16 protein-coding genes are annotated in these 23,801 nt (G+C 49.2%); 6 read left to right on the top strand and 10 right to left on the bottom strand.

Going from position 1 to position 23,801, the window contains the following annotated elements:
• Positions 1–364: hypothetical protein (locus O3C43_18635; GenBank protein MDA1068508.1), on the top strand; the 364-nt coding region annotated here is incomplete at its 5' end.
• 595 nt (positions 365–959) lie between these two features.
• Here the strand turns inward: O3C43_18635 and O3C43_18630 are convergent.
• From O3C43_18630 to O3C43_18615, 4 genes are read right to left on the bottom strand one after another with little or no spacing between them, the layout of a single operon-like run.
• Complete coding sequence (locus tag O3C43_18630) at positions 960–1,613, bottom strand: HAD family hydrolase (protein ID MDA1068507.1); 654 nt, start codon at positions 1,611–1,613, stop codon at positions 960–962.
• Entirely contained in the window at positions 1,610–2,500 is an 891-nt protein-coding gene (locus tag O3C43_18625) for a DMT family transporter (protein MDA1068506.1), read from the bottom strand. Before O3C43_18625 ends, O3C43_18630 begins: the two co-directional genes overlap by 4 nt.
• The gene (locus O3C43_18620) at positions 2,500–3,354 is read right to left on the bottom strand and encodes an alpha/beta fold hydrolase (protein MDA1068505.1); all 855 of its coding nucleotides are present in this window, start codon (positions 3,352–3,354) and stop codon (positions 2,500–2,502) included. Before O3C43_18620 ends, O3C43_18625 begins: the two co-directional genes overlap by 1 nt.
• Positions 3,317–4,198, bottom strand: coding sequence for a PfkB family carbohydrate kinase (locus O3C43_18615; GenBank protein MDA1068504.1), 882 nt, complete (start codon positions 4,196–4,198; stop codon positions 3,317–3,319). The genes O3C43_18620 and O3C43_18615 overlap by 38 nt, the downstream gene beginning before the upstream one ends.
• A gap of 158 nt (positions 4,199–4,356) precedes the next feature.
• On the opposite strand from O3C43_18615, the gene O3C43_18610 reads away from it, so the two are divergent.
• Positions 4,357–6,210, top strand: coding sequence for a TonB-dependent receptor (locus O3C43_18610; GenBank protein ID MDA1068503.1), 1,854 nt, complete (start codon positions 4,357–4,359; stop codon positions 6,208–6,210).
• Between the two features lie 14 nt (positions 6,211–6,224).
• Here O3C43_18610 and O3C43_18605 read toward each other — a convergent pair whose 3' ends face one another.
• Both O3C43_18605 and eno read right to left on the bottom strand, forming a co-directional pair.
• Positions 6,225–6,659: a CopD family protein gene (locus O3C43_18605; GenBank protein MDA1068502.1), complete on the bottom strand. Its 435-nt coding sequence runs from the start codon at positions 6,657–6,659 to the stop codon at positions 6,225–6,227.
• 87 nt (positions 6,660–6,746) lie between these two features.
• On the bottom strand, positions 6,747–8,066 hold the full coding sequence (gene eno, locus O3C43_18600) for a phosphopyruvate hydratase (GenBank protein ID MDA1068501.1): 1,320 nt from the start codon (positions 8,064–8,066) through the stop codon (positions 6,747–6,749).
• A gap of 246 nt (positions 8,067–8,312) precedes the next feature.
• Here eno and O3C43_18595 point away from each other — a divergent pair, with 246 nt between their 5' ends.
• On the top strand, positions 8,313–9,734 hold the full coding sequence (locus O3C43_18595) for an immunoglobulin domain-containing protein (protein MDA1068500.1): 1,422 nt from the start codon (positions 8,313–8,315) through the stop codon (positions 9,732–9,734).
• A gap of 135 nt (positions 9,735–9,869) precedes the next feature.
• Positions 9,870–11,063 carry a hypothetical protein gene (locus O3C43_18590; GenBank protein ID MDA1068499.1) on the top strand — a complete coding sequence of 398 codons (1,194 nt, stop codon included), beginning with the start codon at positions 9,870–9,872 and terminating at the stop codon, positions 11,061–11,063.
• A 164-nt stretch (positions 11,064–11,227) separates the two neighbouring features.
• Here the strand turns inward: O3C43_18590 and O3C43_18585 are convergent, their stop codons facing one another.
• From O3C43_18585 to metH, 4 genes are all read right to left on the bottom strand, one after another.
• Positions 11,228–13,018 (bottom strand): cytochrome C peroxidase, encoded by a 1,791-nt coding sequence (locus tag O3C43_18585; GenBank protein MDA1068498.1) that lies wholly within the window; start codon positions 13,016–13,018, stop codon positions 11,228–11,230.
• 194 nt (positions 13,019–13,212) lie between these two features.
• A complete protein-coding gene (locus tag O3C43_18580) occupies positions 13,213–18,039 on the bottom strand; it encodes a right-handed parallel beta-helix repeat-containing protein (protein ID MDA1068497.1) in 4,827 nt (1,608 codons plus the stop codon).
• Between the two features lie 40 nt (positions 18,040–18,079).
• Entirely contained in the window at positions 18,080–19,114 is a 1,035-nt protein-coding gene (locus O3C43_18575; protein ID MDA1068496.1) for an IS630 family transposase, read from the bottom strand.
• A gap of 222 nt (positions 19,115–19,336) precedes the next feature.
• The gene (metH, locus tag O3C43_18570) at positions 19,337–23,056 is read right to left on the bottom strand and encodes a methionine synthase (protein MDA1068495.1); all 3,720 of its coding nucleotides are present in this window, start codon (positions 23,054–23,056) and stop codon (positions 19,337–19,339) included.
• 178 nt (positions 23,057–23,234) lie between these two features.
• Between metH and O3C43_18565 the strand changes: the two genes are divergently transcribed.
• Both O3C43_18565 and O3C43_18560 read left to right on the top strand, forming a co-directional pair.
• The gene (locus tag O3C43_18565; protein ID MDA1068494.1) at positions 23,235–23,465 is read left to right on the top strand and encodes a hypothetical protein; all 231 of its coding nucleotides are present in this window, start codon (positions 23,235–23,237) and stop codon (positions 23,463–23,465) included.
• A 26-nt stretch (positions 23,466–23,491) separates the two neighbouring features.
• The coding region (locus tag O3C43_18560; GenBank protein MDA1068493.1) for a hypothetical protein at positions 23,492–23,801 on the top strand (310 nt) is incomplete at its 3' end.

Genomic DNA, 23,801 nt, shown 5'->3' with positions numbered 1-23,801 from the left:
CTTTTTAGGAGCAGCGGCCTTTTTAGGAGCAGCGGCCTTTTTAGGCGCAGCAGCCTTTTTAGGAGCAGCAGCCTTTTTAGGAGCAGCAGCCTTTTTAGGAGCAGCAGCTTTTTTAGGAGCAGCAGCCTTTTTAGGAGCAGCAGCCTTTTTAGGAGCAGCGGCTTTTTTCTTAGGTGCAGCCTTTTTAGGCGCAGCGGCCTTTTTAGGCGCAGCAGCTTTTTTAGGAGCAGCAGCCTTTTTAGGAGCAGCGGCTTTTTTCTTAGGTGCGGCCTTTTTAGGCGCAGCAGCCTTTTTAGGAGCGGCCTTTTTTGCCGCAGGTTTCTTGGATGCTTGTTTTTTGGGAGGCATAGTATTATTCGATTAAGGATAATTCTTCGATTTGTGAATACCTAGGTTAATCCCACGGATGGGACGAAGGCTTGGCCATGAATTTTTGTTGGGATTCTTAATGAAACCAAAACAGTCTTCATGGCATCTGCTTGGTCGTACTTATCTATGGAAATTGAAGTTGGGTGTGTCGGAGAATTGGTCTTTCCTATTTCGTTGTTTAGCAAATTTAAATCTGTGCGTTCAAAAGTCTTATTCAAAAGAGACCAATCATTATTTTCAGACTTTAATATCTGGATAAAATTTAGCAAAAATGGATCGCTTAAAGTGCGATGTTTTTTACTAAAAATTCTTTGGTTAAAAATCATGAAGTTGATAGCGGAGTCTTAAAATAAAAGACAGAGTGAGATTAATTTAAAAGCTTGGGGAGAGTTTCTTAACGGAAGTTATTTTGGATTGCAAGAGAAAGATATTGGCAATAAATGCAAATTCATCGGGCGCAAAAATTAGCCAAAATTATTTAATCTAAATAAATGTAGATCCAGATTAGAATGAGGAGTACCAAGGATGCGGGTACGCGTAAGAGTTTAGCTGATAACCTGATAGTGCTCCCGCTTTAAGAGGAACTATATTTAGGTATCAAATATTTCAATGAGTTGCTTCAGTGTGTCTATGACGTGTGGATGGTTATTGGTTAATCGTTCTTTCGATTGATGACCCGATGCCACTAGAATACAATGTACTCCCATTTCATTCGCTACTTCCAAATCATGTAGGGTATCGCCAATAAACAACACGTGGTTCTTTTCTATGTTGTTGTTTTCAAGCCACACCTTCCCCAAATGAATTTTCCCAAATGCAAAATGATCTTTCAACCCGAGGACTGTCTTAAAGTAATTTTCTAATCCGTGTTCTTGTAATGTTTGGGTCAACGCTTCGTGTTGACTTGCTGAAAGCATGCATTGTGGAAGTTTGCGTGCACCAAAGAAATTGAGTGCTTCAAGTGCGCCATCGTGTAAAACTAATTTATGTTTTGAATGGATATATTCACGAATGAATTCGTTACTTATGGTTTCGAAACTTTCCTTTTCCAAATCAAGTCCAACGCGTTTGTAATAGTCGATGATGGGAAAATCAAACGTGCCTTTGTACCTCTTTTCATCGATTTCCGGAAGCGATCTTCGAGTGAGGATTCCATTGATAAGATCGACACAATAGCGAGTGTCATCAACGAGAGTTCCATTCCAATCCCAGATGATGTGTTTAATATTCCTGGTAAATCTCATTCAATTGGATGACTCTGTTCGTGCTTGGTCGGTGAAGGAGCCAGGATAGTCCATAGTACCCCCGCTAGCATGCAGGTGCTTGCGAAGTAAAAGGGTGTGTTTGGTATTTCGTTGAAAAAAAAGAATCCCAATATGCCTGCATAAACGAATGCCATCTGATTAAGGAGGGCTACCAATTGGCTTCTGAACCATCGCATCGCCAAGTTTAGCAGAGAATGACCCAAAACAGTTGGGACCAGACCGAGTAACAAAATGTACATCCATTCGTGATTCGAATCTGAATGAGGTAACCCCACCCGTGCTAACCCCATGGCGAAACAAAGAACACTTGCTGAAAAATACAATGGAACCAAATAGAGCCAAATGGAAGGCACCCATTTGTTTTTCCGAGCCAGGATTAGATACCAGGCTAGAAGTAGCATCGATAACACGCAAACGAGATCACCCCAAAAGTGTGCTACACTCACTCTGAAGTCAGAAACTCCCATCACCACTACTCCAAGAAATACTAATGAGGTTCCAATCCATTCTTTGCCATTCATTGTTTCTTTGAGAATAAAAAAACCGACCAACGGCATTGCTATTGGCATGAGGTTTACGATCAGAGTTGAGTTAGCTGCTGTGGTCCATCTAGCACCAATCGTCCAGGTAATAAAATGGATAGCTAAAAGCAAGGCGGGCACCCCGGATATTTTAAAGGCAGTGGCTAAGGAATAATCAGGGAATCGTTTTTTATCTCTTAAGAAGAGCGGCAAGAGAATGAAAACAGCGACTAGGAGCCGACTCGCAGATAGATGTTCCGGTTGCAGTGTACTCGCCTTGGTCATTACCACGGAAGTGGCTGCACAGAAAATGCCGAATGACAAAATGCTTAAACGCCAAACCATCAGTTCTCAATTGTTTGAATAAAGCGTTTGAGGCATATCGAAAACTCAGCCGGTTGTTCAAAGCAAGCTGCGTGTCCAGCTTGTTTGATGATGTGGTGTTCGCAATCGGAAATGAACTTCTGCATTTTCCCCGCAATTTCCGTAAACTTTAAATCGTCCGCACCTGTGATCAACAAAGTAGGAAGTTTAATCTCAACTAATCGTTTCCAGGCTGAAGGCATCGTTCCTGTTCCCAATATTTCTAAATAATGTGCTAAGCTTTGAGGGCTCATCTTATGCCGAGCTTCGAGCATGTTTGTCCGATAAGGTTCAGGTATGGATTCCTGACTCTTGAGCAGTGTTTGTCCTAGCCACTCTGTTAAAAAGCCATCGATCGATTGATTCATGAGCTTGGTCGCTCTTGCACCATCTTCAACTAATCGCGTTGAGCGTTTTTCTGCATCTTCAATTCCAGGTGTGGCTCCAATCAAAACAAGTCCCTTCAATTGGGCTTGGTTTTTTATGGCGTACTGGAGTGCGATTCTGCCCCCCATGGAGTAACCGAGAAGTACACATCTACGATCTCCCGCATGCTCTTGAATGAAGGAATGAAGACAATCTAAAGTTCTTTCCCATGGTTCCTCAGATTTGGTTGGAGGAGCCGTGTAGTCCGGAAAATTGGGGGCGAGCAGCGGCGAGTCCATATTCAAGGCATCCGCCACGATAGAAAAATCACAACCGCATCCAACAAATCCGTGTAAGCAAACTATCGGAGTGTCGTTGTTATGTGTGTTTCTTCCAAATACTTCGCCGATCATGTTGTTTCGATTCAGTTTTTTATTGAGCGTTTTGTTCCAAGCGAGGGACGTTTGCACAGAACGGGCTGGAAGCGCGACCCCCTTTTTTTGTAGTCGAAATCGCAGCCACTTCGTTAGCCCAGGCTAACGCTTTGGTAAATCCCATTCCTTTTGAAATAGCTAAAGCAAAGGCACCATGAAAAATATCACCTGCTCCTGTAGTATCTATAACGGAAACTTCTTTTGCTGCCAGAGTTCCGCATTCGTTACTGCTATCTTTCCAATGGACTCCCAGGGATCCTTCAGTGATCGCAACGAAGGGTGCCTGATCCCTAAGAGATGATAACCAATCTTTAGGATCTTCCGATTGGGCGAAGTCGGTGGCAAAGGCGCGCGATGCTATGAGGTAAGTGATTTGCTTTGCGAGTGAAACGGTGGACTCTCTCATTGAGCCTGCATCCAGAACTGAAGGGATATCGACAAAATGTTCCAAGGCTTTTTGAGATGCGGCCCATTCATGACCATCCAATAAAAGACAAGAAGGAAGCGAATAGTTGAAATCAAATTCCAAGGGGATTTGCGGTTCGCTGAAATTTACAATGGAACGTTCACCCCACCCATTTACCAAAACACATGCTATCGGTGTCGGCGCACTGCCTCGAATAATACCCTCTGTGTTTACCCCAACATCCTCGAGCTCTTTTAAGTGAGCATCACCAAAGCTATCTTGGCCCAATCGTCCTAGAAATGCAGCCTCCCCGCCTAGTCGACTTATGCAATAAGCCGCGTTGGCAGCGGGTCCTCCTCCTTCGCTGATAAGATCGGTTGCTACCACTTTCTCGTTGGATCCTGGTGTACGATCAACCTGAAAATTTAAATCCCAACATGCGAGTCCAATACATAAAACGTCTACCCGTTTCATCCGCTCAACTTGTTTGCTACATTAACCTGTGTCAAAGACGGATATCTTTCTTTTAGTGCAGGCGTTTCTTCGCCACTTTAGTTGTTAAGGAGAATGATTCGAAGGATTAACAATAGGATTGCATTTCGAAATTTTACTCCCTTCATCTCAGTGCCTTAATGAACCGATTTTTATTGATACTTCTTTCCATTGCCGCAGTTCAATTCACTAGCTTTCTGAACGCTCAGGAAGCGGAGAATTATCCACTGTATGAGCTAGATCCAGTTGAGAGCATTGGTCAGCGAATAGCTTTGGAGGAATCCCTGACTACTTTCTCGATGCCAGTGTCGGCGTTGAAATACGAACCGCTTGTTGATCTTCAGTCACGTAACTCGGGCGAAAGTCAGGGAGACGTTACTATTCGTGGGGGTATTTTTGAAAACACAGGATTCATGTTAGGCAGTGCTACTTTATTCGATCCCCAGACGGGTCATTACGTTTCTGAAATACCCGTGTCTCCAAGCATGTTGTCCGAAGCCCACATCTTGACGGGAAGTGCCAATGCATTCTCAGGTTTCAATTCCAGCGTAGGAAGTGTTAATTACCAATGGCGAGACGTTCAGCCTGATCAGGAAGTTTCATTTGGGTTGGGAGAAGATGATTTCTGGTACAGCACTGCTTATGGGGCGCATTCAGGTAAAGGTGAGAATGGAGAAACGTGGGGCATTGATGCTGAGATCGCTCATTCCCAATCGGATGGAGCAATCGCCAATGGCGACCATGAGTTTGACCGGGTTAGTCTTCGTTTTCAACGGAGATCTGGAAGTTCGCGAACCGATGTGTTTTTCGGCTACCAGGACAAGTTTTTCGGATGGCCCAATTTGTATACTCCTTTTGGAGTACCTGAAACCGAAGACATCCAAACAAGCCTCTTCTTTGTAAACCATCGTGTCGATCAAGGAGACTTTTTTTGGCAGGCCAGTGCCTACTATCGGCGTAATGAGGATGACTATGAATTCGATCGAACGAGACCAGGGGTCTTCAACCCTTTTGAACATACGACGAAGGTTTTCGACCTGGCTCTTGAAGGAGGATTTACCTTTGAAAATTGGAACCTGCTGGCCAAGATCGAATGGCTTAAGGACGACATAGATTCCACCTCACTTACTTTTAGTAGCTTCGATTCAAGAAGCTATTTGAAGACCAGTGTATTTCTGGAAACCGGCTGGGACGACAACGAAGGAAAACGATGGAATCTGTCTGGTGGATTCACCTTCGATGACAATAACCGTGGTTCCAGTGAAATTTCCCCGATGGCACGGATTGAGTTAAGTGGTATCCCTGGATTGGAATCCTCAAAAGTTTATTTTGATATCTCGAAGAGCACTCAAGTACCTGGCTATACGGCCATCGCCTCCAATCCTGGAGGAGGCCTGTTTCGTGGTAATCCAAATCTTGGGCGTGAGTTTGCAACGAATTACGAGCTCGGGTTTCTTTCCCAGTCGGGGAACTTCCAGTTTCAAGCCGCGGTTTTTTTAAGAGAAGATCGTGATTTGGTCGATTGGACTTTTGCTTTCGATGTGTTTGGTCGGACCGCAAATCATGTCGATATTGATACGACCGGCATCGAGTTGGTTTCTTCTTATGACTTCGATAAGGGTCGTGTGGTCTTCAGTTATACAGGGCTTTCAAAAGACGAAAACTATGGACTCGCGAATGTGGACGCGAGTTTCTACGCGTTGAATTTCGCTCGTCATCGAGCCACCCTTGCATTCATTTATGAACTGGGTGCAGGTGTGGAACTACGATCTGACAATGTATTCCGGATTCAGCAGGAGAACCTCCTGCGAACCGCCGGCACACCCTCGGAGACCGTCACCTCATCGCTTGGTATCTTTTACTTTCCGGAAAGCGTTGAGGGGCTGGAGCTAAGTTTGGCTGTGATTAATCTTTGGGACAATGACTTTGAGGAGATTCCCTCTGTTCCAGGGAGTCCCAGACAAGTTTCGCTCAATGCGGTTTATCGTTGGTAGACCCTATCTCCATTTTAAAACGGTTTCGCGATTGCCAGGAAGACGACAATGATTAATCCAACCAGAGGTACCTCGTTGAACCAGCGAAGTGCCGATGACGACCAGCTAAGAGTCCCTTTCTCAGCTTTCTTGACCAGGCCAAAGGTCATGTGATTGTAGCCGATAAACAGAACAACCAAGAGAAGTTTTGCGTGGAGCCAGCCCTGACCGGAGAAGAAATGCATGGCTATTGCAATCCACAATCCGGTGGCGAAGGCGATAATCATCATTATGTTACCAAACTTAAAAAGCTTGCGTGCCATGATAAACAGGCGGTCGACAGATTGTCCTTCAGCTTTGCCCTCCACCACATGCACCAGAATGCGCGGTAGGTAGAAAAGGCTGACCATCCAGGCCATTACCATAACGAGATGAAGTGTTTTAATCCAAAGATAGAGTTGTCCAGACATAGGTATATTTAATTTTCCACTGTGAATAACAGAAAAGGCGGCCGAGTGTCGACCGCCTTTTCAAGGATAAAGGGTGGATTGTGCTTATTAGATTTTGCCGATCAGGCCACCATAGATCGCACTGCGTCCCAACTCTTCTTCGATTCGAAGAAGTTGGTTGTATTTTGCAATGCGGTCGCTGCGTGAGAGTGAACCGGTTTTGATCTGTCCTGCGTTTGAAGCAACCGCGATGTCAGCGATCGTGGCATCTTCGGTTTCACCTGAACGGTGGGAAATGACTGCCGTGTATTTATTTTCGTTAGCCATTTCAATCGCATCAAAGGTTTCGGTGAGTGTTCCGATTTGGTTGACCTTAACGAGGATGGAATTTGCTACCCCCATATCGATTCCTTTTTTAAGGAAGGAGGTGTTAGTAACAAAAAGGTCGTCGCCGACGAGCTGGGTGTTGTGTCCCATTTCTTCGGTAAGGTGCTTCCAGCCAGCCCAGTCATCTTCGTCACAACCATCTTCAATCGAGAGGATAGGGTAGCGGGATTGCATGTCTTTCAGGAAGGCAACCATCTCCTTGTAGTTCTTCTTGGATCCATCGGACTTGGAGAAGACATAGCGTTTGGTCTTGCTGTCGTAGAATTCTGAGGCCGCTACGTCCAACGCCAGGAAAATATCTTTTCCGAGTTTGTATCCCGCTTTTTTAACTGCGGCTGCTATCACCTCAAGTGCGGCTTCATTGGACTCGATGTTTGGAGCGAATCCTCCTTCGTCACCTACGGCTGTTGAAAGGCCCTTGCCTTTCAGTACTCCTTTAAGAGCGTGGAAAATTTCTGCTCCCATACGAAGGGCTTCACTAAATGACTCGGCTCCTCTAGGCATGATCATGAATTCTTGAATATCAATCGGAGCATCTGAGTGAGCTCCGCCATTCATGATGTTCATCATGGGTACCGGTAAAACTTTGGCGTTCGTTCCTCCGAGGTAGCGGTAAAGAGGAAGGTCTAGAGCCAGCGCAGCTGCTTTGGCCGTTGCCATGGATACACCGAGGATTGCGTTGGCGCCGAGCTTCTTCTTGGTAGACGTTCCATCGAGGGCCAGCATGGTGTGGTCAACTCCGACCTGGTCAACTGCGTCAAGACCGATCAATTCGGAGGCGATGGTGGAGTTCACATTTTCAACCGCTCTGAGTACGCCTTTACCAAGATAACGTGTTTTACCGTTTATTCCTTTGGGAAGCTGTTTTGCAGGAACTCCGCCGTCACGTAACTCTAAAGCTTCGTTTACTCCAGTGCTTGCGCCGGACGGAACTGCCGCGCGTCCGATGACGCCGCTCTCAAGTTCAACGTCAACTTCGACGGTTGGATTTCCGCGGGAATCCATGATTTCGCGTGCCCGAATATCTGTAATGGTTGTCATAATCGTTGTCTTATTCAGTGTTAGAAAATGCGGAAAGATCTACTCCTCCGAATGGTGTGTCAATGTCTTAGAGCCACCTCCCTTAATAAGTATTTTCCAATAAACAAACCTCATTAGGAGAGTTTGAGTCCTGGATTTTTTACCCTTATTTTTTGATAAAGACTGAAATGCTTGTCCTTAAAAAGCGGAATAAAAGTGCAACCGATTCATTCTAAGACACGTATACCTTTAGTTAACTCCACTTCTATGAAACTAAAAATCTTTCTTCACAAACTCTCTTGGCCCATTATTTTCTTAACGCTATTGCTCCAACGTTCACCGGTCGTGCGGTATCTGGCAGATATTCACGTTTCTCTTACTCCTAGGGTACAACACATTTGGACAGTCGTGGTGGGGGCCGTAACTGTGGGTGCTTATAATACAGTGACGGGAGCTACCGGAGATTTGCGATTTCGTGCACAACAAGACGACACAACCGTTTTTCTTGGAGAGCAACTGTTGTTGGTTATTGAAGTTGAAGGTGGGCTTAAGCCTAAGACATGGGTTGTTCCTGGTCCTTCTGCGTTACCAGAAGGAGTTTCAGCTACTTTTAACGTGAATTTTGGGATTGCGACTATTAGCGGAACTCCAACAGAAGCGGGATCATTTCCAGTAACGATTCAGGCTTGGCAAAACCCAAATATGAGAGGAGACCAAGCTCCCGATTTTAATTTTACGATCACCGTAGAGGCATTGATCAATCAACAGCCATCAGCCCAGGTCCTTGATTTGGGCGGATCGACTGAATTGACAGTGGGCGTTAACGATACGCAGGGTGTCAGTTTCCAATGGCAGAAACAAAACGCGGAAAATGCAGAGTTGTTTGATGACCTAACTGGTCAAACAGGTTCTGTCCTTAGCCTGGCCAATGTAACTATTTCGGATTCAGGCAATTACCGTGTAGTTGTAACTAGAGGTACTATTATCGAAGTGAGCGATCTGGCTTCGGTGACGGTAAATTCACTCATATCGCAACAACCAGAGGAGCAAAGCGTCGATTGGAATGGATCCGCTGAATTTACCGTGCTCATGAAAGATCCGGAGGGAGTTAGCTACCAGTGGCAAAAACAGAACATGGAAAACACGGAGTTGTATGATGACCTCCCCAGTCAAACGAGTGCCACGCTAAGCCTGAGCAATGTGCTTTTGAAGGACTCAGGTAACTACCAGGTAGTTGCCACAAAAGGCTCCGTAGTAGAAGTGAGTACGCCAGCATTGTTAACGGTGAACACCACTCCCTTGCAGGCCTGGCTGGATACCCACTTTGAGGATCCCTTTGGCGATGATACCGCCTTGGATCAGGATCCTGATGAGGATATGCTGATCAATGCCGTGGAATTCACGTTTGGACTCGATCCAAATGCCATGCAGAAAGAAGCTCTGGTCCAAACAACTCAGGAAGAAATAGATGGTGTTGTTCATGCGGTTTATTCCTTTCCTCCGATTCCTGATGGTGTCGATTCTATGGTCTCCCTGGAAGGGAACGTGAAACCGAGCCCGACCGAAGGTTGGTCAACGCTGGTAAACGGCGTGGACGGAGTCGTCATCGAGAATACTTCAGAAGGTTATATCGTAAAAGTACCCGCTTCAGTCCGTGGGTTTAATCGGCTTAGGATTATAAGTAATTAGCAAAGATTTCCTTGTCGGCCTAATTTCTTAGAGATTGCATTTCGGAGGATATCGGTTGTATCGCTAGTGAGAAAATAGTCTTGGCCTCCTTTTGTTTGGGCTTCATTTACACCTCTTGTTTCTACAGTTACCCATATGCGATATAAACTATTTGAAGCGATCAGCCGACTATGGACACGGTTTTCCTGGCCGGGTATTGCGATGATGCTTTTGCTTCAACGTTCACCTGTCCCCAGGATGGTTGCGGATCTTCAATTTTCGGTAGGTCCACGCATGGTCCATATTTTTAAATGGATAATAGGTGCCACCGTTACGAGTAGTCTTTATCAAACGGTTACGGGTGCTACAGGCGATCTTTCGGTTAAACCAAGTCCAGGGGCGGTAGTTGGGTTTGTAAATGAATCGATGAGTATAGCCATTCAAGCGGAAGACGCATACATCGTTTCTGTACTGTTGGAAGGGGATCTCCCGCCAGGGGTGACCTCCAATATCGGAAGTGGGGGAGTCGTAACGAATGGAGTAGTTGCATTTTCTGGGTTTCCAAGCCAAGTGGGGCAGTATCCGATGAAGATTTCGGTGTTATCCTGGGAGGAAAATTCAACTTACGCTGGTGATCCTATTTTCATCAACTTTAGCTTTAGTATCACCCTCGAAGGTCCCGATGTAACCAAGGATCCTGAAAGTATAGTTGTTGCTGTGGGCACAACAGCGGAGTTGAGTGTCGAAGTTGCAAACGCGGAAGGCACTACCTTTCAATGGCAGCGGAATGTTGGGACGAGTCTCAATGATTTTGCAGATATTCAAGGGGCTACGAGTTCGGTCTATTCAGTTCCGAACGTTATGGCAGACAGTCAGGGTGCTTACCAAGTTCGAGTTTCAAAGAACGGGCAAACGATTACCACTCCGTTTGTTTTTCTTACTGTGAAAGCAGCAAATTTTGGAACCTGGCAAATTCGCGAATTTGGGACTGCGACTTCTGAGGAGTCTCAGCCGCTTGAAAATCCCGATAAAGATTCTTTTTCAAATGCGTTTGAATTCCTTTTCGATCTCGATCCCGAGAGTCCCGATTCCATTCAATCTCCCGTTGTTTCGTATGAAACGATAGGTGCTATTGATTACGTCGTTTTTAGTTTCCCTGCCTTGATCGATTATCCGAACCTCAACTTTAATTTCGAGGCCACCAACGATTTGGGCGATAGCAATTCCTGGACTGAGTTAGTGGATGGAATCGACGGGACCATTATAGATTTAACTTCTGAGAGTACCGTTCTGAAAATGCCGGTTGGAGATCAGTTATATTGCCGGATAAAAATAGATACGGGTGGGTAGGCGGCCACAATAATTCCAAATTAAACCACAAAAGCAGTTTAACTATAAATGCCGCAACTATTCGGATTTAGGTAGGGGTCGATCGCCGAGCGAGCCGTCGTGGAATCGGCGGTTTAGGGCCAAGCCTCCCTACTATTTTAAGCGACAGAATAAATTTAAATGCTCTAGTTGGAATGCGCCTCTGCATTTTCCGGGGTTGTGTATGCTTCATCAGTAAGCGTTTTGAGGAAGGCGACCAGCGAACTTAGGTCTGCTTTCGACAGTTCCATGCCTGCAGGAGGATGTTTCGCCAGATTTGCATCGAGAGTTGGACTTCGGATGATTCCTGAATTGTAATGAGCGACTACCTCATCGAGCGTTTGAAAACGACCGTTGTGCATATAAGGAGCTGTAACCGCTACATTGCGTAGGCTGGGAGTAGAAAACTTACCACGATCACTTTCTTCTCCGGTAACTACGAAACGCCCTGTATCCACTGCATCCATTCCGGAAAGACCATTGTTGTGAAACTGATGATCGCTAAAAAGCGTTCCTCCGTGGCAGTGGAAACAGTCGGCACCGAAACGTTGTGAACGTGGTTCGAATTCAGTCATGAAAAGTTCGAAGCCTCGTTGCTCGGACTTTGAAAAATGATCCTTTCCACTCAGCACCATATCAAACTTCGAACGGTAGGAAATTTGAGTGAGGAGAAAGTTTTCAATAGCCAGTCCTATTCGTTCGGCAGTGATCTCCGGACTATCAAACGCCTTGGCGAAAGCCTCTGGATAGCCTTCCATGTTAGAAAGTTTTTCCACGACGTTTTCCAATTGCTCATCCATTTCGGTTGGGTCTTCTATTGGCATCAGCGCTTGATGCCGAAGCGTCGGTGCGCGGCCATCCCAAAAGAAACTCGATTTCCAGGCCAGGTTGAAAAGGGGCATGGCGTTTCGGGTTCCTAATTGACCGTCAATCCCAAGGCTAAATCGATGCGTATCAGTCAGCGCATTGGACTCCATGTGACAGGAAGAACAGGAAAGGCTGTTGTCCCTGGAGAGAGCCTTTTCGTTAAAGAGTTTTTCTCCTAGCTCGACCCGCTCCTGCAGTAACGGATTATCCAATGGCAAATTCGGAATCGGAAATGAACGACTGAGTTTTAACGGGTAGGCTGTGTATACATCTGGCAAATACAGAGGCTTGACTGAACTGGCCCGCATTATTTCAGGTGTGTCAGATGTCAATCTGCGCAACCGAAATGCTCCTGGCAGATTCTTGACAAGAGCTTTGGTGATTGGATCGCCTTCTCGTGAATGGGTTGAATTTCCATCCAAAGCAAAGGATAGGGGCTGAGGAGCGTTGAGTAGGGTGGCTATATCCAAATCAATTTCCAGGGTGAGAGCTTGAGTCAGATCGAGATCGGCCGCGATTGTTATAGTAGTCCGATTGGGATCGCGTGCCAGGTGATAGGAGAATCCCGAGAGCTCTTGATTAGCCGCTCGAAACTTTCCTTCCAGCGCCATAAAAATGTAGCCTCCCTGCCAGCTCCAATGAAGTCCATTCAAGTTTGGATTGAGAGCGTGGTCGGCTGGATACGAAGTCGTTTCACCATTATTTGTCTCACTATCCAGACCTACAAAGAAACGAATACTACGGTACTTCCCGGCAGGAATATCGCTTAGGATGTACGACGTTCGTCTTTGCCCGGTATCTATCCAGGCGTATTTAGTGGGGAGATCGACCATTTCTCCTTCTGAAGTTTCCAGAGCAAAGCCGCTGAGCAAATAACTCAGGCGTGTTATGGAGTACGCTTCTTCTTTCGCGTTATTATACCGAAGTGAATCAAGGCTCAACGGTCTCCCATCAACAACATGTCTGAAGGACAATTTTAGTAACGATTCCTCTTCCTTGGCGTAACTCTGGTCGACCGCGATGGTCACCAAAGCAAAGACTAGACCGAAGATACGATTAAGAGTGATCATGCGCAATTACGAATCATAGAACGCTTTCACTCTTTCCCAAGTTACGCAATCCGACATCGACCGTCTCGGGCCTGCCCTTTTTGTTCCACCTGACTTTGGCTTGCGTCTATTGTCGAATACGAATCTAAACGTTTGAATTCTGTATGTATAGAGCCTTCTACTCCAAAGAAGGTGTTAATAAGTCCCATTCCCTCTTAGTTAGTTGTAATCTTCACGCGAGTGAACCTTGGGCCTGAGGCGCTTATCTTGATCACGTTGCCTTCAGCCGTAGATTCTATGATGACTCCGTTTACGCCATTCTGCAGTGTGCTCCAAGCGTTCGGATCCAGGCCGGCATTACCTTGGAAAGACAACATGAAATCCACTCCCGCAGCAACGGGTAGATAGGTAAAAACTGCATACTGTTCGTTGTTTATTATTTCGATAGATTGTAGAACAAATGGGTTTGATTCAGCTTTGTTTGGGTTGAGGCCAAAGGTATGCTCAATCGCGTTTGAAAGAGTATCCATATCTGGATCGTCACTCTCGGATGAACCGATCCCAAATGGGTCTTGAAAATGGACTTCAATCCAGGATTGAAATGCTGAAGTGATTACGGAAACCGAGGCCGCATTGCTTTGAATCGCATTGCCCCCGTTGGTTGCGACAACTCGATACATGCCCTCATCCGATGTTGTTAGTTGAGAGCTAGAGAACGTGGTTCCGGTTTCACCCTGAATATCGGAGTATTGAGCTTCGCCAGAAAGAATTCGCTGCCATTGGTAGGTGGTTCCTTCTGTGATATCAAGGCTTGCGGAAAGATTTAAAACACCTCCCCATAGAACCGTTTGGTTAATAGGCGGTTGAATTTCTCCAAAAACCAGAACATCCTCATCCACGAGTCCGTCACAGTCGTTATCGAGTCCATCGCAGATGTCCGGCGCTCCAGGATACATGTGCGGATCATTGTCATCGCAGTCGACCTGGATACCGAATCCGTCTCCATCCACGTCATAGTTTTCGACCAGCGGAAACGCAACGACGAACTCGGAGAAGTGGGTCACCACGCCGCAGATCACATTGTTGACGGTATCCAGCGAGGTACTCACGTCCTCCCAATGATCGACATCGTAGTGCAACAGGGTCAGCGCTTCCTCCTCCAGGGGATCCAGCCCTGTGTCATCATAGCTGATGCAAACCTCCACGAAGCCACTGAATAAGACGGTGGTCGATATATCATACCTCCTGCCCAGCAGTTGAAAATTTGCCGGAAGATCCGCCTCTGCAGGTACAGCGGTCACACTCGTTTCACCCCCGGTGTCGACCTGGTCGAAGGTCAATCCCACCTGCCCGTCCAAGAGTGACGTGGTCACGAGGTTACCCACCGGTGTCGCCACCGTATCGTGCAGCAGCTCGTCGGCGCCGATGTCGACCAGCCCGTCGGTGCCGGGGCGCGGGTCGCCCTCGAAGTCGGTCGGCGGCGCCAGCGCGACGTCCCCGCGGTCCAGGGCCGCAGAGCCGTCCGTCAGATGGTAGTCCTCGAAGCGGTAGGCGTCGCCGGCGGGGGGCGGGAATCCGTCCAAGTCCCCGGCCACCTCGATCTCGGTCGCCGTGTTGCCCAGCACGTAGGCCTGCAGCCAGGGGTCGCGGGACGAGGAGACCGTCAGCAGCCGCCCCGCCAACTCGCCCGGGACATAGGAGGAAGCGGCGTCGGTCAGGACCGTGCTCCGCGAGACCGGGTCGTAAACCGCTCGCGCGGTCCACGTGCCCGTCGGTCCGCCCGCGAACAGAGGGTCGCCGTCCACGTTCCCGCTGGCGCCGGGAACGTTCAGATTGATCGCGTTCGCCCCGCTGTAGAACGTTCCATTGAAAGAGACGTCGCCACGGCCGAGCTCGGCGTCGTTGCCGAAGAACAGGCAGCTCGTCAGAACAGGAACGGACAGAGGGGACGCCGAAACGCCGACGAAGCGGTTCCCGCTGAAAACCGTGTTGGCCAGGACGTCGCGGTCGTCCACGCCGCTCATTCCCTCTCCGCGGTTGTTGCTCACCGTGCAGCCGAGCAGAACCATGCCTCCTCCCTGGCCCGGTCCTGCTCGGGCAAACCGCACGCCGTCGTCGTCGTTGCCGCTCACCATGCAGCTCGCCAGCGTCGCGCGAAGCCTCGGCTCCTCGATGTAGAGGCCCGGCCCGAGGTTGCCGGACACGATGCAGCCGGACATCTCCAGAACGTTGTCCGTCCCATCGGCGTGGACGCCCGATCTATCGAAGCTATCGCCCGAACCGTTGCCCGCGATCACGCAGCCGGTAAGAGAGACCGAGGCGCCACCCCTGAGCCCGATGCCAGCGGTTCCATTGGCGAGGAATCGACACGTGAAGAATGACGCCGACGCGCTTTTCATTTGGACGCCATACCTGCCGTTGCCCACGAAGCGGCACTCCGTGAACGTCGACGCCCCAGAGCCCGAGTCCAAACTGACTCCGGAGCCCAAACTGACTCCGATCTTGTATCGTTCCTCGAAGAGGCAGCGCGTGAACGCCGACGCTCCAGAGCCCGAGTCCAACCTGACCGTCTCGAATCGGCAGTCCTCGAAAATCCCCGCGCCCGAAACCGACGTGCCTCCGACAACAGCGATCCCATCGAGAGTCACACCAAAGCCGGGAACAAACAACGTGCCGATCACCCTCGACGCATGCGCCTCCGCGTCACGCTCCGACACGTCCGTCTCCGTCCCCGCAAAGCCGCCGTAAACAGACACCCCGTCCGGCAGCGACACGGCCCCTGCGTAGTCGCCCTCGGCCACCCACACTTCCGGAACCGCGTAGACCTCCGCCACCAACACGGCCGTCGCGATATCCGCGAAAGCATTTTGCCAGCTCATTCCCGTTTCCTCTCCCGTTGCTCCTGAGTCCACATAGACCCGAGCGCCGTTGAAGCTTCTCAGCACAGTGCTAACCGAGTCCGGCTCCGCCGGCGCCGCCTCGCGATTGCCTGCGACGTCCACCGCGATCGTGTAGAACTCGTAGTCCCCTTCTCCAGCGGCCAGTGCCGAATCGAAGAGAATCGGACTGGTTGTGAAAGCACCTGGATACTGCGTCCATGCCCCGCCATTGTGGCGATACCAAAGCTCCACGTGGTCTACACCACTGTCGGAATCTCCACTGGTGTAGTTTAGTTCGAAGACAGCTGGCGACACTACCTCCAGCGAGGCCAGCTCGGAAAACGGCGGGTCCGTGTCATCCGGCCCCTGGCCTGGCGTGAACTCGGCGGGCGACTCATCGGCCCCGATGTCGACCAAATCGTCGGAGCCCGGACGCGGATCGCCCTCGAAGTCGGCGGCGGGGGCAACGGCGACGTCACCGCGGTCCAGCGCCGCCGAGCCGTTCTGCAGGTGGTAGTCGAGCAATTGGTAGACGGCGCCGTTGGCGGCGATGCCGGTCGCGTCACCGACAACTTCGATCGTGGTCGCCGTGTTACCGAGCACATAGGTCTGCCGAATCTGGGTCGTGTTCGCATTAATCATCCGACCCGAGAACGCATCTACTGCGAACGCGCCCAGCCCATCCGTAAGAGTGGTGCTGTTTGTCGCCGGATCGAATGCCGCCGCTTCCGTCCAGGTTCCTGCCGGCCCGACGGCAAACAGCGGGTCGCCGTCCACGTTGTCACTGGCATTCGGCACATTCAGATTGATCGCGTCCGCCCCGGTCTGTGCTCCGGCCACGTCGTCGAAGTAGTCAGCGAGGGCATTGTCTGCGAATAGGCAGGAGGTCACGGAAGGATTTCCCGCTCCCAGCTGTTTGCGCACGCCGTATCCGCCGTTGTGCGCCAGGATAGTATTGCTGATCACCGATGAAGCGGAGTCGCTGCACCAGATCCCGTGGCGTCCGTTGCCGGTGATCGTGGAGTTTGTCACGGTCAATACGGACGAGACCCGGGCATAGATCCCGTCGAGGAGGTTGCCGCTGAATACGCAGTTGGTAAATTCGGGCGAGGAGGATTCGCAGATCGCACCGATGCTGCCACTTCCGGAAATCGAACAATCGATGAAGCGCGGTGAGGAGTCTTGATTGATCTGCACGCAGGTCTGGAGACTGTTCGCCAGGATACACCCGGTGAAGGTCGGCGATGCCTGATAGCAGAAGAGCCCGAATGTCCGGTTTCCCACTACGACGCAATCGGTAAAGTCCGGCGTGCTCCCGCCACGGCTTTGAATGCCGGCGAGCCCATTGTTACTGATCTCACAATCCGTGAAAACCGGCGACGCCTCGAAATTGCAGTTAACCCCGTCCGTACCATTGTGGGAGATCACGCACCCGGTGAGCTGGGGGGAGCTCGGATTCTGACAGTAGAACCCAATCTCGGTGTTGTGGGTGAAGCGGCAATCGATGAAAACCGGCGACGCATTCACCAGCGCTGATTGAACGGAATACACGCCATAGTCGTTCTCGGAGGACGTGCAGTTTTCGAAAGTGGGAGACGAAGAGTTGAGATTGATACCGACGATGAGATCGCTGAACGCGCAGTTCTCGACCCGCATCGTCGTTTCCCCAAAACAGCTCAATCCGTAGTTGGCGGAACCGGTGACGATGCAGTTCGCCAGGATCACCGTGTCGTCGAGCAACGAGCCTCTGACATTCTGGGAGACCCCTCCCGTAATGGTGAATCCATCGACACGCGCTGCTGACACATTATAAAGCAGAACCGCTTCGTTGCCACCGGCAGCATCGATCACCGTTACGTGAGCGGCGACATCGCGCGCCGAGCGTTCGGTTTCCGTGCCGGCAAATCCGCCGTAGAGGGAAATGCCGCTTACCATTGTGACTGTCCCCGTGTAGGTGCCCTCGGCTACCCAGACTTCATCACCGGGCGAGGTGGCCACTACTGCGGTCTGGATAGTCGTAAAAGCCGTTACCCAGGATACTCCGTCCTCCGTTCCGGATACATTATCCTGATCGACAAAGCTAACTCCTTGGGCACTTGCCCCCAGTGCGCCGGCAATTAGAGTGAAGCAAATTGCGATTATTCGGTGGTAACTATGGTTCATAAGCGGACGGCAAATCTCGGAACCTGACCACACCTACTGACTAGTCCTTAGCATAGGCTACACTTGGGGCGTAAAAAAACGACCTGACCAGCGATTTGTTTTTCTTGATATTGCGAAGGTCCTGCTCGACTCGTTCCCGCAAGGATTCGTTCTTCTTCAGCGGTTTCTTCGCCAATCCATTTCTTTTCGCATGCTGCCAGACAAACTCGTCGGGATTCAAATCGGGCGCGTAGGGAGGCAGGAAGTGCAACTCCAGCTTTCCCTTGCACTCCCGTATATATTTCCGAACAACTTTTGCATGGTGGCTGGGATGTCCATCCACCACCATATAAATTTTCTTCCGGGTCCGGCCGCGCCGAAAATCCTTGAGGAATGCGATAAATCGCGCCGCATTAAAATTCCCGGTGTAGACATTGCTCCAAAAGGCTCCGCGCGCACTCAGCGCGCTGATCGCATTCACCTTTTGCCGCTGTCCGGTTGTTCTGACTTCCGGGGTCTTTCCTTTTAAACCGTAAGTTCGTCCGAGAGCCGGTTCAGAGCTGAATCCAGCCTCGTCGAGGAAGAAAATCTCAGCGCCGTTGCGCCGGGCGCGGCGCTTCAACTTCGGGTAATCTTTGTCCAGCCACGCTGAAACAGCTTCGGGACTGCGTTCGTAAGCGCGGCGCAGCGGCTTCTGAGGCGTGATTTCCAAGCGCGCCAACATCCGTCCGACCGCCGTCAGGCCCACCCGGATCCCCATCTTTTCCAAAATGAGCTGAGCTACTATTTGGCGGGTCCACAATCCGAATTCCAAACCGAACTGGCGTGGATCTTTTCCTATGATCCACTTCTTTACCCGCTCACAGTGGGCTTCGGTAAGTTTCGGCTTCGGCCCGCAGGCTTTTCTGGAGGCGATGCCTTGCGCGCCCTTTTTATTATACGCCCTTATCCAAGGATAAACCGAAGTCCGGCACAAGCCGAGCGAGGCAGCGACCGCGGACGGCTTTTCGCCGCCCTCCATGACTCTTTTTATCGCCAGTTTGCGGTAATTTTCCAGGGTTCCATGATCCAGTTTACGACCGTCTATTTTTATCATTCATACACTGTGGCATATAACAGGAGTGTAGTCTATCCTAAAGATTGATCAGTATTTTCCAAAGTTTATACGGCTCTTGGTCAGCAAGCAGATCAGGAATATGAATCCATCCACTTCGATGCGCGGGCTCATTATATTGAGGTACCCAGCAATCTTTCACCCCAAGAATCTATCGAACTAGGGCAGTACCTGTTCAATAAGGCCAAGTAGGAATGCTTGCTTTTAGTACCCCAGATTGGGGGACAACCATTTTTCAGTCTTCTCAACAGGTTGGTTTTTCCGGAGTGAGTAATCTTCAACTTGATCTTTTGTAATCAGACCGACGTTAAAGTACTTTGCATCCGGGTGTGCAAAGAATAAACCCGATACCGACGAAGGTGGATTCATTGCAAAGTTTTCTGTCAGTTGGATGCCCGTATTTTTTTCGGCATCGAGCAACTGCCAGAGCGTATTCTTCTCCGTGTGATCCGGGGCGGATGGGTAGCCAGCGGCAGGGCGAATACCGCGATACTTTTCTTTAATAAGTTCTTCGTTACTCAATTGTTCTTGTGCGCCAAATCCCCATTGGTCGCGCACTTCCTTATGGAGTTTTTCAGTTAACGCTTCAGCGAAACGGTCGCCCAAAGCTTTAACCATAATGGCTGAGTAGTCGTCTCCCGTTTCCTCAAATCGTTTGGAAAATGTCTCCACCTCGAACCCAGCCGTCGCTGCAAATCCACCGATGTAATCTGCTTTGCCGCTTGATTTTGGTGCTATGAAATCTGACAAGCAAAAGTAGGTATCTCCGTTTTCTTTTTTCTTTTGTTGTCTGATAAAGTGGAGTGTCTTCAACACGTCAGTTCTTGAGTCGTCGGTGTAGATTTCCACATCGTCTCCGATTGCGTTTGCCGGGAAGAGACCGTAAACCGTTCTACAATGAAAAGCTTCTTCCTGGATGATTTCCTCAAGAAGCTTTTGGGCGTCCTCGAACAAAGTGCTTGCTTCTTCACCGTACTTTTTATGGCTCAGAATCTTCGGATAAACACCCTTGAGTTCCCACGACCAGAAAAGCGGTGACCAATCGATAAAGGGGACGATGTCTTCAAGATTAACCCGTTCCTGTATTTGGATTCCGAGAACAGAAGGTTTAGGAATATCAACGGTGTCCCAATCCGTTTTGATAGCTTTATTTCTTGCCTCACCAAGGCTCAGGTACTCGGCGGTGGAAGCCCGATTTAGGAAATTTTTCCGAATAATCGCCTGTTCTGTTTTAAGGGCTTGTACGTAGGCATCGCTTCGCTCCGGATTGAGTAATTCGGTGCAGGCTTCCACAACAAGAGAAGCGTCCAGAACGTGATGCACCGCTCCTGAATAGTTCGGAGCAATCTTAATAGCAGTATGTGCTTTGCTGGTAGTGGCTCCGCCAATGAGGAGGGGAACATTTAAGCCCAAACGCTCCATCTCCGAAGCGTTGTGAATCATTTCATCCAGTGAAGGGGTGATGAGGCCGCTCATACCAATCAAGTTCGCTCCGACCTCAGCTGCCTTTTTTAAAATGGCATCGCAAGAGACCATCACTCCGAGGTCAATGACCTCGTAATTGTTACATGCAAGGACTACGGAAACGATATTTTTCCCAATGTCGTGAACATCTCCTTTGACTGTGGCGAGAACCATTTTCCCCTGTGCCTGCGCTTCGACACCCGAGTCTTTTTCAGCCTCCATGAATGGAAGGAGGTGCGCCACGGCAGCCTTCATAACCCGCGCACTTTTTACTACCTGGGGTAAAAACATTTTACCGGATCCAAACAAATCGCCGACGACCTTCATCCCATCCATCAGTGGACCCTCAATGACATGAAGAGGGCGGTCATACATGAGTCGAGCCTCTTCCGTGTCCTCAATAATAAATTCTGTGATTCCTTTTACCAAAGCATGGGAAAGTCGCTCTTGAACAGTGCCGCCTCGCCACTCGAGAACTTCGACGGTCTTTTCTGTTCCCTGATCTTTAACTTTCTCAGCGTAATCGACCAGGCGTTCCGTCGCGTCATTCCGTCGGTTTAGGATAACGTCCTCAACGTGCTCCAGGAGCTCCTTATCAATATCTTCATAAACAGCCAGCATGCCGGCGTTAACAATGCCCATATCCAGGCCAGCTTTAATTCCATGGTAAAGGAACACCGCATGCATGGCCTCTCGCACTACGTTGTTTCCGCGGAACGAAAATGAAACATTGCTGATACCACCGCTGATTCGTGCTCCCGGGCAAACCTCCTTGATTTCACGGGTAGCTTCAATGAAGTCGATACCGTAGGAATTGTGTTCCTCGATACCCGTGGCCACCGTCAAAACGTTTGGGTCAAAAATGATATCTTGTGGATCGAAGTCCAAGCGTCCGACCAGTAAATCATACGCCCGTTTGCAGATGCGTACCTTGTCCTTCTTCGTGGCGGCCTGTCCTTCTTCATCAAACGCCATTACGATAGCCGCTGCTCCATATCGTTGTATCGAAGCAGCGTATTCCAGGAATTTTTCTTCGCCTTCTTTAAGGCTGATCGAATTGACGACTCCTTTTCCCTGGACGCAACGCAGACCTGTTTCGATGACTGACCACTTTGAACTATCAATCATGATGGGCACGCGAACAATATCCGGTTCGGCCGCAATCAGATTCAGGAATCGCTCCATGCAGGCCTCACTGTCGAGTAGGCCTTCATCAAAATTTATGTCGATCATGTTCGCACCATTTTCCACTTGTTGGCGTGCGATATCCAATGCTTTTTCAAAGTCGCCGTTTTTGATCAACTTCCTGAACATCGGAGAGCCCATGACATTCGTCCGTTCGCCCACCATAATGAATGGAGCGTCCTTGCCTTCAATCGTTTGAGCTTCCAATCCGCTTAATCGAAGTGCCGGAGCCGGTGTCGCTGGTGTGCGTGGCGAAAACTTGGATACGCGCTTAACAATCGCAGCGATGTGTCCGGGTGTCGTGCCACAACATCCGCCTACAATGTTCATGAATCCAGCAGTTGCGAAATCCTCCAAAGAACCAGACGTGATGGCGGGTGTTTCATCGTAGCCGGTTTCGCTCAATGGATTGGGTAATCCTGCGTTTGGGTAACAACTCGTGTAGCACTCGGCGATGCGGGAAAGGTCCTCCATGTAAGGGCGCATTTCTTTGGCACCCAACGCACAATTAATTCCCACGCTAATCGGTTTTGCGTGGCGCACGGAATTCCAGAAAGCTTCCACCGTCTGTCCCGACAAAGTTCGTCCCGAAGCATCGGTGACCGTAAAACTGATCATCACCGGGATTCGTTCGGGTAGTTCTTGTTGCAATCGGTCAATTGCAAAAAGTGCGGCCTTGATGTTCAAGGTATCAAACGTTGTTTCCGGTAATAAAATATCCGCACCACCATCGACCAAACCTTTGGCAGCTTCGTAGTAGGCCTCCACCAGTTCTTCAAACGACACCGCTCGATAACCAGGATCGTTCACATCGGGGGACATGGATGCAGTCTTATTGGTCGGACCCAAGCCTCCTGCCACAAAGCAGCTTCGTCCCGGATTTTTGGCCATCACCTCGTTGGCTGCCTTTTTGGCGAGCTCGGCTGAAACTTTGTTTAATTCATAGACAATACTTTCCAGGCCATAATCTGCCTGGGCAATCGTCGTAGAACTAAAGGTATTCGTCTCAATAATGTCCGAACCAGCCTCAAGGTATTGACGATGAATATCCGTGATGATTTCAGGCTGAGTCAGACTTAAAAGGTCATTATTGCCTTTAAGATCCAAAGGATGATCTTTGAACCTTTCGCCGCGAAATGCTTCTTCATCCAGCTTGTGTCGCTGGATCATGGTCCCCATCGCGCCATCCAGGAACACAATTCGTTTTGCCAACAATTCCCGTAATTGTCGACTTTTTTGAGATTCTGGCTTAGTAGCTGGTAGCGGCTGGGACATGGTATTCTAAAACAAATAACATATCAACATATCATGATATTAAGATATGTAAAGGGTTCTCAGGAATGTTTTCTCTGTATTTTAACAGCCTCGTTTCTTTTGTCTGGAGAGTCATCAAATATTCTTTTAGGAGTTCAGTTCTCTTGATTATTGAGATTTAAGAACGAGGATAGACCCTATGATAAACGAAAATAGCAAAGTACAGGAATTGATTGAGCAAATTTATCGATCTGGACTGACAAATGAGATAGAGCTCCAAGCTAAAACACTAAAGCCCCTCAAGGAATTAAAGGATGAACTTAAAGACCTGGAAAACAAGGGATATATCCGCCGAAAGCAGGCTGGGAAAAATAAAGCGTTTGGAGACAGTATTCAACTAACGCAAAAAGGGTCGAGTTCGGTTCGGTAGTGATATTGGTAGCTAACCATTGAACGATGGAAGCCGTGAAAGGATTCGACAGTCTTCTCGGTTGCGATTGGAGTTGTGTTGCTTTTTTGGCAATTGGAATTTCGATCAGTTTTTTGGTCGCACTTGCTGAGGTTATAGGCGGATTTATGGCACTCGATGCCAAATATCCGTGGGCGAAGGTTCTGTTGAATCGCTGGTCTATGATGTTTTTTACTTTCTACGGACTCTTCACTCTCTTGGTTGGCATTTTGGTTTTGGAGCAGCAGCTTGTTGAACGAAGCCGCTGTCGCGGCAGGTGGTGTTTTTGGGGTTCAAAACTGTGGGGTGGTAAAAGAC

Source organism: Verrucomicrobiota bacterium (assembly GCA_027622555.1).
Lineage (GTDB): Bacteria > Verrucomicrobiota > Verrucomicrobiia > Opitutales > UBA2995 > UBA2995.
Note: the sequence above shows the minus strand (reverse complement) of the source record. Positions and strands in the feature narration are given on the sequence as shown.